Origin of the sequence: Candidatus Allofournierella merdipullorum (assembly GCF_048426865.1) — a bacterium.
Lineage (GTDB): Bacteria > Bacillota > Clostridia > Oscillospirales > Ruminococcaceae > Allofournierella_A > Allofournierella_A merdipullorum.
In genome coordinates, this window is record NZ_DBFNWJ010000035.1 from 19,754 (window position 1) to 36,608 (window position 16,855).

Consider the following 16,855-nt stretch of genomic DNA (forward strand, 5'->3'; position numbering starts at 1 on the left):
GGGGAATTACTCGTCGATGCGCACGTCTACGCCGTTCACCTGCACGCCTTCCTCGGCGCGGATGAGGATGTAGCGCACCCCGTCGATGATGCGGGTGGCCACCAGGTCGCCCCGCTCGGGGTTCACCTGAATGGTCACGTCGGGGCAGCGCAGTTCCAGGTGCTTGGTGTCCACCAGATTCTTGGGGGGCAGGGCCGCCTCGGGGCCGAAGTCCTCCTCAAAGCGCTGCTCGAAGGCTTCCACCCGGGCGTCGTCCACGCCGCACTCCTCCAGCACCCGGGCGGCGGCGTGCTTGTCCAGCAGCAGGGGCTGGGGCTCACCGCTCTCCTTGTGCTCGGCGATCATGCTGCACAGCTGCTCCTGCACCGACTGCACCACCTGGCAGCTGCACTCTTCGCCCAGCGCCTCGGTGAGGATGGTGTCGAAGGTCTCCTTCTGGGCCTCGGCGGGCATGGGCAGCGGGGCGGCAAAGATGCGGTCGGTAAAGGCGGTGTGGCTGTGGGAGGTGTCCTTGGTATAATAAAGCGCGCCGTAGAGGTTGGTGGAGCGGTCGTCGAAAGCGGGGAAGAGGAAGCCCATCTCCGGGGCGCTCACCAGCCAGTCGATGTCCCGGCTGCGGAACAGGTTCTCATAGACAAAATAGCTCAGCGCGGGCTTAGTCATCTTCACCGGGCAGACGCTGCACAGAATGCCGGTGTACATCTCCTCGCTGCCGTCCTCGGTGCGCTGGCCGTCCTTGGAAAAGCCGGGCACGTCGTAGGCGTCGCAGGTGAGCAGGATGAGGTAGTTGCCCTCCAGGTCGATGGTCTCGATGGCCCGGGCAAAGAACTCCTCCCGGGCGGCTTCGTCCTGCAGGCGGGAGTCCCGCAGGGCCATCAGCAGGGCGTGCTCGTCGCCCGCATTGCCCGCCACCTGGGCGGTGGTGAAGGTGATGTCCAGCAGATTGCGGCCCAGCGTGCCCGAGAGGGTGCGGCGCAGGATGGCCAGAAACTTGTCCGCTTCCTCCTGGCCGGAGAGGGTGAGAGACTGGTCGAACCGGGCCACGATCTGGCGCTCCTCGTTCACATAGCAGCCAACCACATGGGAGATGTTCGACTTGCCCTGGCGGTAGCGGCGGCGAATTTCGGCAATTTCTTTTTCATTCATGAGGGTGTGTTCCTTTCTTTGGATAGGGGCGCGGAGCCCGAAGTCAACGGGGAGATTCCAGCAGCGTCAGCAGCCGCTTGAGAGGCGGTGTGAGGGCGCCGGTGCGGTAGAGCGCCCCGAAGGAGAGGGGCTGGAACTGGGGCATTGGAATGTAGCGAAGGCCCGGCAGGCGCGTCCCCGGCAGGTCCGGCAGCAGGGTGAAGGCATAGCCCGACTCCACCAGGGTGCAGGCAATCTCCAGGCTGTCGCAGAAGAGGATGCGGTCCGGCCCGCGGCCGGCCATCGCGTAGCTGAACACCTCCAGAAAGGGCGGGGAATACAAGGGCGGCGGGCAGCTGGCGATGCGCCCGCCCACGGCGTTCAGCTGCTCCACGGTCAGCTGCTCATACCCCGCCAGCGGGTGGTCGGGCGCACAGACGCAGACCACGGGGCAGTCCGCCAGATGGCGGCGGCTGATTTTGGGGCCGGCATCCCGCTGCATGGTGAAGATGGCCTGCACGTCCTCCTCTTCCAGAAGGTTGTCCAGCGAGGCGGAGGGCACCTGCCGCAGCACCGGCAAAAGCTGGGGCGTTTCCTGCCGCAGCACCGTCAGCGCCGGCTGCAGCGCCCGCAGCACCAGAAAGTTGCGGCACCCCAGGCCCAGTCGTTGGGGCAGCTCCTCCCGCCACTGACGCATCCGTGCCCGGGAGATGCCCGTCAGCTTCAGTATCTCGCGGGCATACTGGCCGAACTGGTGACCCGCCTGGGTCAGCCGCACGTTCTTGCTGGTGCGATGAAACAGCTTGACCTCCAGCTCCGCCTCCAGGGTGTTGATCTGGTGGCTCACCGCCGGTTGGGTGATGTGCAGCTCCTGCGCCGCCCGGGAAAAGTTCAGATGATTGGCCACCGCAAGGAAACATTCCAGCTGCGTCGTATTCAACAAAAACCCCTCCCCGGTTTTGCGGATTTTTTATTGTATGCGTAAACACAATAAAAGTTCTTTATAGATAATAACACATTTGAATTTCCCTTGCAAGAACGGCTGTGCTATAAAATGATAAGGCAGTGAACAGTTTTCACCCTAACGATTTGAAAAAGAGGCGAGGAGCATGGAAGTGGACCGCAGGGCTCTGGCGCTGCAGAACCGCCAGATCAGCATCCGCATGGAGCAGCTCACCGACCGGATGGTGGAGCGCACGGGGCTGTCCACCGCGCAGGCGCACCTTTTGATGCGCATTCTGCGCTACGGGCCGGAGGGCACCACCCTCACCCAGCTGCACCGGCAGTGCGGTTACTCCATGGCGGCGCTGAGCAACATCCTCAAGCGGCTGCGCAAGGGCGGCTATGTTCGGGCCGAGACCACCGAGGCCGACAACCGCTGCAAGCGGCTGTATGCCACCGAACAGGCCGAGCAGGCCCGCGCGGCGCTGGACCGGGCGCTGCAAAGCAGCTGCGAAACGGCGTTCCGGGGATTCACCGAGGGGGAACTGTGCCAGCTTGAGGCGATGCAAACGCGCCTTTTGCAAAACCTGGCAGACCCAGGCAATGTTTGAAAGGAGTGGATACGATGAAGCAAGTGCTCAGTCAATTGAAGCAATACAAAAAACCCACCTTCCAGTGCATCCTGATGGCGGCGCTGGAAGTGATCATGGAGATCCTGCTGCCGTTCGTTACCGCCCGCATCGTGGACGAGGGGCTGGAAGCCGCCAACATCAGTGCGGTCTACCGCTACGGCGCCATCATGGTGGTGCTGGCCTTTTTGGGCCTGGCCTTTGGCGCGGCGGCGGGCAAATTTGCCTCCACGGCGGCGGCCGGCCTGTCGGCCAACCTGCGCCAGGGCCTGTATGACAACATCCAGACGTTCTCTTTCTCCAACATCGACAAGTTCAGCGTGCCCGGCCTTGTGACCCGCATGACCACCGATGTGACCAACATCCAGAACGCCTTCATGATGATCATCCGCATTGCGGTGCGCGCTCCGCTGATGTTTATTTTCAGCTTTGCCATGTGCATCTACATCAGCCCCAAACTTTCCGCCACCTTCCTCATCGCGGTGGTGTTCCTGGTGGTGGTGCTGGGCAGCATCATGGTGGTCACCCTGCGCATCTTCGACAAGGTGTTCCACAAGTACGATGAACTGAACGCCAGCGTACAGGAGAACGTCTCCGCTATCCGGGTGGTCAAGGCCTTCGTGCGGGAGGACTACGAGAACGAGAAGTTCGCCCGCGCTTCCGAGAACATCCGCAAAATGTTCGTCAAGGCCGAGGGCCTGCTGGCCTTCAACAACCCTGCCATGATGACCGCCGTCTACTTCTGCATCATCATGGTGAGCTGGCTGGGCGCGCAGTTCATCGTGGCGGGCGATCTGTCCACCGGCGATCTGACCAGCCTGTTCAGCTACATCATGAGCCTGCTGATGAGCCTGATGATGCTCTCCATGGTGGTGGTGATGATCTCCATCTCTTTGGCCAGCATCCACCGTGTGGGCGAAGTGCTGCGGGAGACCCCCGACCTGGCCGAGCCCAAGGACCCCGTTACCGTTATCCCCGACGGCAGCATCGACTTTGACCATGTGAACTTCTCCTACAAGCACGGCAGCGGCAAGAACGCCCTGTCCGACATCGACCTGCACATCCGTTCCGGCGAGACCATCGGCGTCATCGGCGGCACCGGCAGCGGCAAGAGCAGCCTGGTGAACCTCATCTGCCGGCTGTACGACGTGGACGAGGGCTGCGTCAAGGTGGGCGGCCTGGACGTGCGCCGCTACGACATGGAAGCCCTGCGTGACCAGGTGGCCGTGGTGCTGCAGAAGAACACCCTGTTTTCCGGCACCATTCTGGAGAACCTGCGCTGGGGCGACCCGAATGCCACCGAGGCCGAGTGCGTGGAGGCCTGCAAGGCCGCCTGCGCCGACGAGTTCATCGACCGCATGCCCGACGGCTACAACACCCGCATCGAGCGGGGCGGCAACAACGTCTCCGGCGGCCAGAAACAGCGCCTTTGCATCGCCCGCGCGCTGCTGAAAAAGCCCAAAGTGCTGATCCTGGACGACTCCACCAGCGCGGTGGACACCGCCACCGACGCGAAGATCCGCGCCGCCTTTGAAAAGAAGATCCCCGGCACCACCAAGATCATCATTGCCCAGCGTATCTCCAGCGTGGAGCACGCCGACCGCATCCTGGTGCTGGACAACGGCCGCATCAACGGCTTCGACACCCACGAAAATCTGCTGAAGTCCAACGCCATCTACCAGGAAATTTATGAGTCCCAGGTCAAGGGCGGCGGCGACTTCGACCAGCCCGCGTGAAAGGAGGGGAAGAGAGTATGAATCCGAAAATGTCGCGTCCCGCGGACCCCACCGCGGTACTGAAGCGGGTCATCCGCTATATGCTGCACTACTACAAGTTGCCCTTCGCGCTGGTGGTGCTGTGCATCCTCATCAACGCCGGCGCCAGCGTGCTGGCGGCCACCTTCCCCCAGACCCTGGTGGACGACTACATCATGCCCATGATCGCCAGCGGCTCCACCGACTTCAGCGGCCTGGCCGCCCAGATCCTGCGCTTGGTGGTCATCATGGCTCTGGGCGTGGTAGCGGCTTTTGCGTATAACCGCATCATGGTCAGCATCAGCCAGGGGACCATGTGCCGGCTGCGCAACGAGCTGTTCCATAACATGGAAGCTCTGCCCATCAAATACTTCGACACCCACGCCCACGGCGACATCATGTCCGTTTACACAAACGACATCGATACCCTGCGCCAGATGCTGGGTCAGTCCACGCCCCAGATCATCAACTCGGTCATCACCATGGCGGCCACGCTGGTGACGATGATCTTTATCAATCCGGTGCTCACCGTGATCTCTGTCCTCACCGCCGTGGTCATGTTCACCGTGACCAAAAACTTCTCCCGCGTTTCCGGCAAATACTATATGCGCCAGCAGCGGGACCTGGGCGCGGTGGACGGCTTCATCGAAGAGATGCTGGACGGCCAGAAGGTGGTCAAGGTGTTCTGCCACGAAGAGGCTGCCAAGGCGGACTTTGCCAAGGTGAACGAAGCCCTGCGGGAAAGCGCGGACCTGGCCAACCGCTACGCCAACCTGCTGATGCCCATCAACAACAACATCGGCTGGCTGAGCTATGCGCTGGTGGCCATCGTTGGCTCCGTCCTCGGCTTCAACGGCCTGGCGGGCGTTACTCTGGGCACTGTTATCACCTTTGTGGGCCTGAACAAAAGCTTCACCCAGCCCATCACTCAGGTGAGCCAGCAGGTGAACTTCGTGGTCACCGCCGCCGCCGGCGCCCAGCGTGTGTTCGACCTGATGGACCAGAAGCACGAGACCGACGAGGGCTATGTGGAACTGGTGAACGCGAAAGAAAACGCCGACGGCCAGCTGGAAGAGGTGGCCGAGCGCACCAACGTCTGGGCCTGGAAGCATCCCCATCACGATGGCACCACCACCTACACCCGCCTGGAGGGCAGCGTGGTGTTTGAGGATGTGGACTTTGGCTACGACGAGAACAAGCTGGTGCTCCACGACGTGAGCCTGTGGGCAAAACCCGGCCAGAAGATCGCCTTCGTGGGCGCCACCGGCGCGGGCAAGACCACCATCACCAACCTCATCAACCGCTTCTACGACATTGCCGACGGCAAAATTCGTTATGACGGCATCAACATCGGCAAGATCAAAAAGCCGGACCTGCGCCGTTCCTTGGGCATCGTGCTGCAGGACACCCACCTCTTCACCGGCACCGTGATGGACAACATCCGCTACGGCCGGCTGGACGCCAGCGATGAGGAGTGCATGGCCGCCGCCAAACTGGCCAACGCCGACGGCTTCATCAACCGCCTGCCGGACGGCTACAACACCATGCTCACCGGCGACGGCGCGAACCTTTCTCAGGGCCAGCGCCAGCTGCTGGCCATCGCCCGGGCGGCGGTGGCGGACCCGCCGGTGCTGATCCTGGATGAGGCCACCTCCTCCATCGACACCCGCACCGAGGCGCTGGTGCAGAGCGGCATGGATGCGCTGATGTACGGGCGCACCACCTTCGTCATCGCCCACCGGCTGTCTACTGTGCGCAACGCCGACTGCATCATGGTTCTGGAACAGGGCCGCATCATCGAGCGGGGCACCCACGACGAACTGATCGAAAAGAAGGGCAAGTACTACCAGCTCTACACCGGCAACTTTGCCGAAGAGCCGGCCTAATGCCTGAGACCGCGCCTTTGCCGAAAGCCCTTCGGCTGGGGCGCGGTCTTGACATTCGGGACCGGTGCGGTTAAACTGGATATAAATTTACAATGATAAAACGGGAGGGAAAAAGATGGGCGAGATCAAGATCTTCGATTCGGAACTGCTGGTGATGGAATACCTGTGGGAGCACGGGCCCTGCATCGCCGCGGATCTGGCCGAGGAATTTTTGAAGAAGTACAACTGGAAAAAAAGCACCACCTACATCGTCCTCAAGCGCCTGGAAGGCAAAGGCGCCGTCTCCCGGGAATACCCCAAGTATCTGGTCACGGCCATCGTTTCCCGCCAGCAGGTGCAGAGCGCCGAGACCAACACTCTGGTGGACCGGATGTTCGGCGGCAGCTTTGCCAGCCTGTTCGCCAATTTCCTGAACTCGGATCAGCTCTCGGAAAATACTCTGGATGAGCTGCAGGCCATGATCGACGAAAAACGAAACAAAGACTGAAAGGCGGAGCGTCAGAACAGCCATGGACCTTTTCGTTTCCATCCTGAATATGAGCATCGCCTCGAGCTTTCTGCTTTTGCTCGTGCTGCTTGGGCGCAGGCTTCTGCGCGGCCTTGGCAGCGCGAGTTTTTTGTATCTGCTCTGGCTGCCGCTCCTGTTCCGCATGCTGGTGCCTTACTCGCTGCCCAGCCCCGCCAGCCTGTTCAACCTCTTCGACGAAAACCTTGCCACCCCCGGCGGGATGCTGGTCTCGGTGGAATATTTCGACCCCTATCAGCCGGTGCTGCAAAGCGTGGCCGGCGGTGAGCAGATGCTCACAAAGCAGCTGCTGTCGGTGCTGGCGGCGGTGTGGGGCGCGGGCGTGCTGGCCCAGGCGATCTGGGTGCTGGCACGCTATTTTGTGCTGCGCAAAAAACTGGCCCGGGGCCGCAGCGCCGACCTGACCGCTTTTGAAACGGTGTTCCGCCAAGCGGCGGGCGGCAGGCGGGTGCCGGTGATCTATACTTCCGCTGTGGCTTCGCCGCTGGTGTTCGGTTTTTTCCATCCGAAGGTGGCTCTGCCCTCCGGGATGCTGGAGCGGCAGGAGGGGACCGAGTATATCCTGCTCCACGAATTGACCCACGTGCGCCGCAAAGACCACATGGTGCTGCAGCTGTTCACCGCAGCGGCGGTGCTCCACTGGTTCAACCCGCTGGCCTGGCTGGCGCGGCGGCTGATGATCCAGGACATGGAGGCCGCCTGCGATGAGCGGGTGCTGGAACTGCTGGAGCCTGGCCGCCGGGTGGAGTATGCCCAGACGCTGCTGAACTGGGCGGACGCCCGCCGCCACTCGCTGCAATACGCAAGTTTTGGCCAGAGCGACACGAAACGGCGCATCCTGCGGGCGCTGAACTGGAAGCAGCTGCCCCGCTGGGTCCAGACGGTGCTGGCCATCGGCGTATGCACGGTGTTTGCCTGCACCCTCACCAACCCCGTTCTGGCGGAAGGGCACTACATGCCGGTTTCGTCGCCCTTTGTGGGGGACGAGCAGCGGGAGCGGTTCCGCGCCGCCGCCGCCGAACTGGTGGGAGCGCTGGAGGCCAGTGACCCGGCGCAGCTGGCACAGCTGGCCAGCATGGACCCGAACTACTATGAACCGGTGTACGCCCCCTTCGGCCGGGTGCGGCTGGAGGTGAAGGACGCCCAGCTCTACTGCAACAGCAACCGCACGGCGGAAGTGTATCTGACGGTGGAAGTGCTGGAGGGCGGCGGCGTTTACAGCGAGGGCGCCGGCACGCTGGTGGCGCGCCTTTCCCAGACCGGCTATCGGGACGAGCCGTTTGTCTCCTGTCTGATGCCCCAGAAAAAGTACGAGGACATCCGTTTGCTGGAAGGGGAGAACGAGGCGGTGCGGCTGGCAGTGCGCCTGGCCCGCAACCTCAGCGACAACACGGCGGGCTTTGAAGTCGGCGACCTCTCGCCCGTCACCGTGGCGAAGGTGTGCATGGAGAGCGCAGTGGAGGACAAGAAGGAAACGCCGCCCTTCACCGAAGAGCGCATGGCGCAGCTGGCGGAGGAATATTTCGGCATTCAGGGCTTTTCCTGCAGTGACCCGGCGGTCTACGACGCGGCCGGCAGCGTCTATGTGTACGCCGCGCCGCAGGAGGGGGAGTATTATCCTGTATCCTTCACCGAGACCGCCGACGGGCACACCACCGTCCTGGTGGAAAGCTACCGGGACCCCATGAGCGCCTTCCCGGAAAAGCGGCTGGAATGCCGCCTTACCCGGGTCGCCTGACCTTCTGCGCGCGGAACAAAAAAACCTGTTGATTTTTTCTTCAAAACGATGTATCCTTTTAGAGACGGATAATTTATTGCGATAAAATATTTTATCCGGAGCGACCAACGGGGCCCGATCGTCATCGGGCGATCGGGGAAAGGAAGGAACATGATGAAAGAGAAAAAGCAGAGCATCGTCCGTCGGCTTGTGGCTGCGGGGCTGTGCCTCGCGCTGGCGGTGAGCACCTTCTCGCCGTTGGTGTTCGCCCAGGGCGGCGTAACGGTGGAGACCGTGCCCGCCGCCAGCCAGGAGCAGCCGGCGGAAAGCACCGTCGCCCCTGCGGCTGAAATGGCCGCTGTACAGGCAGAAAAGGGGACCCTGTGCGTAAAGGTGGGCGATGAGTATGTGGGAGATGGCGCAACGCTGCCGGAAAGACAGACGGTGTTTGCGCTGTATGTGGACAATGGAGAAAAGGTGCCCGTGGACGACCAGTTCTCCGTAACGACCAGATGCCTCACCATGGAGGGCGAAGAGATCCCCCGCGAGGTACTGAGCGTTTCCGTCATGAACATGGATTTCGACGGCGAATCTATCCCGGCGCTCATTTTCATTTATATGGATGGCGAACAGGCAGAAAATTTCTGGAACAGTCAGAAAGACGACATGAGGTTCCAGGTGGAGATCAGCAGCACTGAGGCGAGCGGGACCATCACCGTGACCAAAAATGTGTATCAGTCTAAAGGCGTGCTGGAAGACTCCATCCCCGGAGAAGACGCCCCTGCAATGATCACTGCCGGCGAATATGGCCTTTATAATTTCACTGCCCCGGCCTGGGATGCCCCGGAGCTTGCGCTTGTTCCGGAAAAAAGTGTTTTGCCCTTGGCGGAGGATGTTCGCCTTGAGGGGGACATTACCCAGTATTTCTCTCTGGTGGGAGGGGATTGGAAAAATCCTGCCGGGCAGTGTGTGGAACTGGTCGATAACTCAAAGGTGTATGAGCTGGAGGATGGCCAGACGGTGACCGGCACCGTAGTCTTTACCGATGCTTTCACCGGGATCGAGCACACCGCCCACATCGCTTTCACCTATAAGGAAACGCGGCCGGTGGCTGCCTGGTATCTGGTGGACGGGGACAAGCTGGTGGAGGCGGATTCCGCCACCGTGCGTGTCAATACCTCCGGCAAACTCTATCTGCGACTGGCCGCGCCCGGCCAGGGAGAGCTGTCTGCCGATGCCGAGACTTATGACGTCTTCAATGGCGATGTTTCCTACGGTGTTTATTGGCTGACGAACAACGTGTTGTCCGACAACAAGACGGTCGAGGTAAGCTATAACACCAAGAACATTACGGCGGGGCAATCGCAGCAGATCCGGTTTATCGGAACCCGCTATGCCTTTGAAAAGGACAACCCCGACAAAGCCTTCACCGTGAATATCGGCGAAAACAACGACTACAAACTGGCCATCCACAGCACTGTGGACGGCACTCCTGCCTTCGCGGGTTGCTATCAGGTGATCCCCCGTATCCCCGGCGGCGGATATGCTGCCAGCGAGCAGCAGTTGAAGGAAAGCGGTATCACCGTTACCTATGACGAGGCGGACATGTTCAGCATCGTCGCGCCGGTGAAATGTTTTGAGGGCGGCCAGACGCTGGATGTCTGGGCCTATGTGATGTTCCCCCTGCGGGACAGTGACTCCGACGGCGCGGACCCCATCACCTTTGACGTGCTGCGTAACGGCGAGCTGCTGGACGAGATCGCCGTTGACGCGACCACCAGCTGGGCCGGCTATAATGACATGATCCAGAAGGGCCGCATCATCGACCGCGCTGTGGAGCAGCAGGTGGATTTTGAAGAAGTGCGTAGCTTTGAGCTGGTGGGCGAAGACAGGGATAACCCCTGGATCGACCCCACTGCCCCGGTGGTCGCCGGCGAGCCGGTGGTGACCGGCGCCGCGAAAGATAACTTCAAGATCCTTTGGGCCGAGGGCAAGTCCACCTTCGGTATCGTGTATCTGGCCGAGCAGGTGGAGGGCCAGGCAGTGGTCACCATTCCCACCCGCCTGAAAGATGGCGGCGGCGAGTCCTCGGTGAAGCTGATCATCAATTTCGCCAAGTATGCCGGCGCCGACCGTTACGAGTCTCTTATGGAGAAGCGGAGCGTAGACTTTAAGCTGGTGGAATCGCTGGAAGTGGCGCTTGAAAACGGCAACCTCAACTTCGAGCAGGTCAGCGTTGCCCGTGACCGCATGGTAGAGAATGGCCCCTTTGAGCTGTTCTTCTACGGCCTGCGGGAGGACGGAGCATGCACCTTCGGCAGCGATCTCATCGAAGAGATCACCTTTGCAAGCTCCGACGAAAACGTTCTGAAGATCACCGCCAACCTTGACAAGGCGGATGTGAGCGATACGATCAACCATTCCGACGAAGCTTATGGCATCCAGCTCACCCCGGTGGGCACCGGCACCTGCGACGTGACTGCCACCATTAAGCTGAACCGGGATCCGTATTGCAATACCGACAAGACCCCGGAGACCGTGACCATCGGCTACACCTTCCGGGTGCACAGCAACGAGAGCCTTCCCACCGAGAGCGCCCAAAACGCCCAGGAGCTGCAGGCGATCCTGGACCGGCTGGAGACCACCGCCGTGCCCACCATCATTGAGCTGGAGGGCGGCGAGTACGCCATGGACCTGGAGGTGGAGGGCCTGAACGTCATCCTGCGCAGTAAAGACCCCTCTGACCCGGCCATCTTTACCGGCGACCCGAGCTATGAACCCTCCGACTCTGAGGAGCTGGAGGGCCCGTATCTCCCCTGGCAGGCGTTCATCGTGCGGGTGAACCCGGCCAACGCGGGCCTCTCGCTGGAGAGCATCGTCATTGACGGCGGCAACGAGCGTGGCGGTGTGCTCCACACCTTTACCTCCATTACCGCGGGTCAGCTTCCCACGCCCTTCACCCTGCGCAACTGCACCATCAAAAACTGCATCACCGGCGTGATGGGCGCTAACAGCAACGCGAACAGCATCGTCCTGCGGGGCTGCACCGTAGAAAAGTGCCAGACTGGCGTGATGACCGCCACCAGCTTCAACACGCTTTTCAGCGCCAACACCGTGGCCTATCATAACCCGGGCGTGCCGCGCTTCTGCGACTTTATCGACAACCAGTACGATGTCATGGGCATTGACGATGAGCGGGGCGGCGTGTACATCGAGAAGTCGATGCCGCAGAACTATTGGGGCACCGATGATTCCGGCAAGGTGAAGACCGGCCCCGTCGTGGGCGTTGTGGCCAACGACGGAGAGGAGAACAACATCATCGAGGGACGGACCGCCGAGGTCTTCTCCTCCCCCTACTATCTGGACCAGACCCACAGCAAATTGAACGTGGACCTGGCCACCACCCAGGTGGAGGACGGCACCGCCGTTCTGCCTCTGCAGCAGCCGGAAAGCGGCGAGAGCGACTCTCTGGTGCTCACCGCCGACGCCTTTGCCGCCCTGAAAGAAGAGGGCCTTGCGGTCAGCGCTCCCATCAAGAACAGCGAGGGCAAGGACTTTGCGTCCTGGGCCTTCGGTGAGATCACCAACGACACCATCGAGACCAACCTGAACATCTCCGATAAGCTGTCCGGCCAGGCCCAGGGCACTGTGGACAAGCTGCCCGAGACCGATCAGGCCAAGATCCTGCAGGAAGTGAACCTCAGCCACAACGGCACCCTGCCCGGCCGGGCCACCATCCGCATCAAGGCCAGCGAAGTGCCCGACGGCGACGTGAGCAAGCTGTTCCTCTACTGGGTCAAGGAAGACGGCACCATCGTGCCCGCCGAAGTGGTGGATGTGCAGTACGATGCCGAGACCAATGAGTTCATCATCACGGTGGATCACTGCTCGGAGTACGTCATCACCAGCGGTGAGCTGACGGACGTGCCCGCACCCACTCCTACCACGGACCCGAAGCCCACCCCGACCACGGACCCGAAACCCACCCCGACGGCTGATCCGCAGCCCACCGCTGCGCCCGGCGCAACGGCCACTCCTGCGCCCACCGGCACTCCCGTGCCCGGCGGCCAGCCCCGGCCCACCGCGACCCCGGACCAGCCCACCAGCGGCAACACCCAGGAGAAGCTGTTCAGCGCCCAGCAGGTGATGGACGCCTTCGACGCCCAGCCGGGGGATGTGACCCTGCGGCTGAACGACCAGCCCATCGTCAGCCAGATGGCCTTTGTGCTGCTGATGGAGCGCAATGAAGGCGTGCTGCGTCTGGAGGGCAACGGCTATGCCTGGTCCTTTGACCGCGCGGATCTGACCAGCACCGAGCTGCCCGGCGGTGTGTTCGACACCTCCGTGAACCTGCAGCCGGATGAGTCCATTCTGGAGCGCATCCGCAGCTACACCGGCGACGCGGCCATGACCGCGCTGGACACCGCCTTCTCCGGCGCGCTGCCCGGCAAGGCCGTTCTGGAGCTCACGGTGGACCCCGCCGTCTTCGGCAACACCCGCTGCGGCCTGTTCTACCTGCCCGATGCGGGCGACCCGGAGCGTGTGGCCACCGTTGAGGTGGACGAAAACGGTCTGGTAAAGCTGCCTCTGGAGCACTGCTCCGTCTACTATCTGGTGGTGGAGGAAACTCTGCCCGAAGCGCCCGACAGCCAGCCGGCCGAGTCCGTGCCTGAGCAGCCGGATGAGACCGCACCCGCCCAGGGCGGCGTTTCCCCGGCCATTCCCGTTGCGGTGGCCGCTGCGGTGATCCTTGTGGTCGCCGTTGTGGTGTACATCATCGCCCGCCGCCGCGAGGAGTAAGCGCTTCAAAGAAAAACAACAAGCCCCGCCTCTGCCCGGCGCAATGCCGGGCGGGGGCGGGGCTTTTCTATGTTTGCGTTACGCCAGCCGATGGCGTTCCAGCCAGGGGGTGAGGGTGGGTCTGCCGGCACGGATGTGCTTTGCCCGCACCGTGAACACCACCAGGGTGAGCAGGGTGAACACCAGGGCCCACACCGCCAGATACACGGCGCAGCCGCTCACGTCCTGCCCTGCGCAGATGGCGCTGCGGAAGGCCTTGACGGTGTAGGTGAAGGGCACCCAGTCATGGAGATACTTCACAAAGGAACCGGAAATTTCCAGCGGGTAGGTGCCCACCGAACCGGCCAGCTGCACCACCATGAACACCAGCATCAAGAAGCTGCCGATGCGGCCCAGCAGGCTGGTGAAGAAGTACATCACCGACATGAAGGTCACCGACGCAAGGCAGGCGATGAGCAGAGTCTGGCCCATCCGCGCGGGGGCAAAACCGTCCAGCGCGTGGAGCGCGCCCACCATCACCACCGCCTGCAGCAGCGCCACAGGGTAGAGCACAGAGGCTTTGCTCAGCCACCAGGCCGCGCCGCTCTTCATCTCGCCATGATACTCGGTGAGGGGGTACATCAGGCTGAAGGCGATGCACCCTACCCACAGCGCCACCGACATCATGTAGGGGGCCATGGCGTGGCCGTTGTCCGGCACTTCGGTGAGTTTGGCCTCCTCGGCATTCACCGGGGCGGCGATCATATCGGCCACCTCTTTGCCGGTGTTGGTCTCGGCAATTTGCTGCGCGCCGTCCGCAAGGGAAGCGCCCAGCGTGGCGGAGCCGTCTTTCATCTTGTCAAGACCGTCGGTCAGTTCGCCGCTGCCCTCATAGAGCTTGGAAGCGCCGTCGCCGATCTGGCTCGCGCCGCTGGCCAGAGCCGCCGCGCCGCTGTTCAGCGCCGCGCTGTTCTTTTGCAGCTCGCCGGTGCCGTCCGCCAGCTGGCCGGCGCCCTTTTCCAGTTCGCCCACGCCGGTCTGCAGCCGGGTGAGCCCGTCGGTGAGGGCGGGCAGCTTGGCGGAAAGGTCGCCCAGCCCGGTCTGCAGCGCCGCGCTGCCTCCGGCCAGTTGGGCAAGGCCGCCGCTCAAATCCTGCGCGCCCTGGCGCACCACGCTGGTGCCCTCCTGCTGCAATTTCTGGCCGCCCTGCGCCGCCAGGTCGATGCCCTGCACCAGCTGGGGAGCCTGCTGGGCGAGGGTGGCGGTGCCCTGCTGAAGCGTGGTGAGGCCGCCGGTGAGCTCAGCGGACTTGCCCGCCATCTGGCTAAGGCCGTCCGCAAGGGCGGGCAGGCCGGTGCTCGCGTCGTTCAGCGCCGCGGCTCCGGCGGCTGCCGTGTCCACCCCGGCGGTGTAAGCGCTGAGGTTCTGTTGAAGACCGGCCGCTCCCTGCTGCAGTTGGGTCAGAGCTGCGGCCAGCTCCGGGGGAAGGGGCTGGGCGGCCAGCGCGTCGATGCCCTGTGCCAGCGCCGCGGCCCCTTCGTTGAGGGCAGCGGAATTGCCCGACAGCGTTTGCAGCCCGCCGTTCAGCTGAGCCGCGCCCTCCCGGGCGGCAGCAGCTCCGGCAGAGGCGCTCTCCAGCCCGGTTTGCAGAGCCGCCGCGCCCGACTGGGCCAGCTGGGCGCCCGCGTCCAGCGCCGCAGCGCTGTCCGGCAGTGCGGCGGTCTGGGATTGCAGCTGGGCAAGGCCATTGTTCAGCTCGGTGAGTTTGTCGTCCACCTGGGCGGCCCCGGCGGCAAGGGTGTCGCCGCCGGTCTTGGCGCTGTCCACGCCCGCCGCCAGATCCTTGGCACCCTGGCCCAGCTTGCCCGCGCCGTCCACCAGCGCGGGGGCCGCGTCGCCTAACTGGCCCACGCCCTGCGCCAACTGCCCGGCGCCCTCTTTCAGTTTGGCCGCGCCCTGGGCCGCCGCGTCCACGCCGGCGGTGTACTTGGCAAGGCCCTCGGTGAGCTGGGTGCTGCCATTGCGGAAGGTGAGGGTGCTGTCCGCCAGGAGCTTGAGGTTATCCCGGATGGTCCGGCCGCCCTCGGCCAGATCGGCCGCGCCTTGTTCCAGTTCCGCCGCGCCGTCGGCCCCTTCCTGCAGCCCGTCGCCGATGTCCGCCAGCTGTTCCAGCATGGTCTCGGCGTAGGTCTGGGTCACGCTCTCACGCACCTCGGCCTCAATTTTGGCCATGGCGCTCTCGCCCAGCTTGGAGGCGATGTAGTTGGTGCCGGGGTTCGTCTCGTAGCCCAGCTCCATGGCCTTGGGCGACGGTTCGGTGACGGTGGCCGCGTTGGCGGAAAAGTCCTTGGGGATGGTGATGACCATGTAATAGGTGCCGTCCGCAAGGCCCTTTTGGGCGTCGTCCGCGTCCACAAAATGAAAATCGAGGGAGCCGTCCTCCCGCAGGTTGTCGGCCAGCTCGCTGCCGATGGACAGCGTCTCGCCGTTGTATTCCACCGGCTGGTCCTCGTTCACCACAGCCACCGGCAGACGGTCCACGCTGCCGTAGGGGTCCCACATGGACCCGAGAAACAGCGTGGTGTAGATGGTGGGAATGGCCACAACGGCCACCATCACCACCAGCATGATCCAGTTGCTCCGCAGAGCTTTCCATTCGTTTTTCAGCATGACCTGAAATTTCGCACCCTTTCCTCCTGTGCAATCTTGCGAAAAGCAACACAGTGTTGATTTTTCGTCGCGGTATTGCTTTTTCCGTGAGGAGAATTATACTGAAAGGGAGAAAAACACTCAACCGTTGATTTTTCACCGAAATGATGTTTAATCGACACGATGATGAGGAACTGTTGAACATTCAAAAAAGATTTACAATTTGCCCTGCAGGCAAAAAGGAGAGGCCATGGACGAAACGAAGGACCGGCGCATCCGGCGCACCCGCCGGCAGATACGGCGGGCGCTGGCGCAGCTGATGCAGCAAAAGAGCGCCAGCGAGATAACGGTGAAGGAGCTGGTGGACCTGGCGGACATCAACCGCTCCACCTTCTATCTGCACTACAGCGATATCTTCGATCTGCTGGCGGCGGTGGAACAGGAGCTGTTCGACGAGATATACGCGGCGGTGCACACCCACCCGATGAGCTCCTTTGAGCAGGAGGGCCTTGCCTTCATTGAAGAAGTGTTTTCCATCCTCTACGACAACCGGGAGATCTGTGCCGCCCTGGTGGGTCCCAACGGGGACATGGCCTTTCTGCACCGCATCGAGCGGATGATGGAGGAGAACGTGCTGCAAAAGCTGCGGGAGGACTTTCCCGAGCGGCGCAGCAGCATCGATTATGGCTTTGCCTTCTGCACCACCGGCGCGGTGGGTCTCATCAAGCACTGGCTTGCGGGCGGCTGCGCCGAGCCGCCCCGGGAGATGGCGCGGCTGACCCACCGGATGATACGCAACATGATGACCCACGGCCTTGCCCAGCCTGTGCCGGAGGAATGAACCCGAA

Annotated in this window: 10 protein-coding genes; 7 read left to right on the forward strand and 3 right to left on the reverse strand. The window is 62.6% G+C overall.

Translation table 11 applies throughout. From position 1 onward, the window contains the following. Positions 1-6 precede the first annotated feature (6 nt). On the reverse strand, positions 7-1,146 hold the full coding sequence (locus tag ACMNAY_RS05810) for a DUF4317 domain-containing protein (RefSeq protein ID WP_418718746.1): 1,140 nt from the start codon (positions 1,144-1,146) through the stop codon (positions 7-9). A 43-nt stretch (positions 1,147-1,189) separates the two neighbouring features. Beyond that, a complete protein-coding gene (locus ACMNAY_RS05815) occupies positions 1,190-2,065 on the reverse strand; it encodes a LysR family transcriptional regulator (RefSeq protein WP_418718747.1) in 876 nt (291 codons plus the stop codon). A 169-nt stretch (positions 2,066-2,234) separates the two neighbouring features. Between ACMNAY_RS05815 and ACMNAY_RS05820 the strand changes: the two genes are divergently transcribed. The 6 genes from ACMNAY_RS05820 (at position 2,235) to ACMNAY_RS05845 (ending at position 13,379) form a co-directional block, all read left to right on the forward strand. After that, on the forward strand, positions 2,235-2,678 hold the full coding sequence (locus tag ACMNAY_RS05820; RefSeq protein WP_394968181.1) for a MarR family winged helix-turn-helix transcriptional regulator: 444 nt from the start codon (positions 2,235-2,237) through the stop codon (positions 2,676-2,678). A gap of 14 nt (positions 2,679-2,692) precedes the next feature. Continuing rightward, a complete protein-coding gene (locus tag ACMNAY_RS05825; protein WP_418718748.1) occupies positions 2,693-4,432 on the forward strand; it encodes an ABC transporter ATP-binding protein in 1,740 nt (579 codons plus the stop codon). A 17-nt stretch (positions 4,433-4,449) separates the two neighbouring features. Further along, a complete protein-coding gene (locus ACMNAY_RS05830) occupies positions 4,450-6,336 on the forward strand; it encodes an ABC transporter ATP-binding protein (RefSeq protein WP_418718749.1) in 1,887 nt (628 codons plus the stop codon). A gap of 115 nt (positions 6,337-6,451) precedes the next feature. Further along, a complete protein-coding gene (locus ACMNAY_RS05835; protein WP_394976012.1) occupies positions 6,452-6,823 on the forward strand; it encodes a BlaI/MecI/CopY family transcriptional regulator in 372 nt (123 codons plus the stop codon). Positions 6,824-6,845: 22 nt separating this feature from the next. Further along, positions 6,846-8,600 (forward strand): M56 family metallopeptidase, encoded by a 1,755-nt coding sequence (locus ACMNAY_RS05840; RefSeq protein ID WP_418718750.1) that lies wholly within the window; start codon positions 6,846-6,848, stop codon positions 8,598-8,600. A gap of 153 nt (positions 8,601-8,753) precedes the next feature. Next, complete coding sequence (locus ACMNAY_RS05845) at positions 8,754-13,379, forward strand: hypothetical protein (RefSeq protein WP_418718751.1); 4,626 nt, start codon at positions 8,754-8,756, stop codon at positions 13,377-13,379. A gap of 78 nt (positions 13,380-13,457) precedes the next feature. Here ACMNAY_RS05845 and ACMNAY_RS05850 read toward each other — a convergent pair whose 3' ends face one another. Further along, complete coding sequence (locus ACMNAY_RS05850) at positions 13,458-16,028, reverse strand: YhgE/Pip family protein (protein ID WP_418718752.1); 2,571 nt, start codon at positions 16,026-16,028, stop codon at positions 13,458-13,460. 229 nt (positions 16,029-16,257) lie between these two features. Between ACMNAY_RS05850 and ACMNAY_RS05855 the strand changes: the two genes are divergently transcribed. Next, positions 16,258-16,848 (forward strand): TetR-like C-terminal domain-containing protein, encoded by a 591-nt coding sequence (locus ACMNAY_RS05855; RefSeq protein WP_418718753.1) that lies wholly within the window; start codon positions 16,258-16,260, stop codon positions 16,846-16,848. Positions 16,849-16,855 lie beyond the last annotated feature (7 nt).

Coding starts and splice junctions, on each gene's coding strand:
- ACMNAY_RS05830 (WP_418718749.1), top strand. CDS start 4,450: ATGAATCCGAAAATGTCGCGTCCCGCGGACCCCACCGCGGTACTGAAG.
- ACMNAY_RS05850 (WP_418718752.1), bottom strand. CDS start 16,028: ATGCTGAAAAACGAATGGAAAGCTCTGCGGAGCAACTGGATCATGCTG.
- ACMNAY_RS05825 (WP_418718748.1), top strand. CDS start 2,693: ATGAAGCAAGTGCTCAGTCAATTGAAGCAATACAAAAAACCCACCTTC.
- ACMNAY_RS05820 (WP_394968181.1), top strand. CDS start 2,235: ATGGAAGTGGACCGCAGGGCTCTGGCGCTGCAGAACCGCCAGATCAGC.
- ACMNAY_RS05810 (WP_418718746.1), bottom strand. CDS start 1,146: ATGAATGAAAAAGAAATTGCCGAAATTCGCCGCCGCTACCGCCAGGGC.
- ACMNAY_RS05840 (WP_418718750.1), top strand. CDS start 6,846: ATGGACCTTTTCGTTTCCATCCTGAATATGAGCATCGCCTCGAGCTTT.
- ACMNAY_RS05855 (WP_418718753.1), top strand. CDS start 16,258: ATGGACGAAACGAAGGACCGGCGCATCCGGCGCACCCGCCGGCAGATA.
- ACMNAY_RS05835 (WP_394976012.1), top strand. CDS start 6,452: ATGGGCGAGATCAAGATCTTCGATTCGGAACTGCTGGTGATGGAATAC.
- ACMNAY_RS05845 (WP_418718751.1), top strand. CDS start 8,754: ATGAAAGAGAAAAAGCAGAGCATCGTCCGTCGGCTTGTGGCTGCGGGG.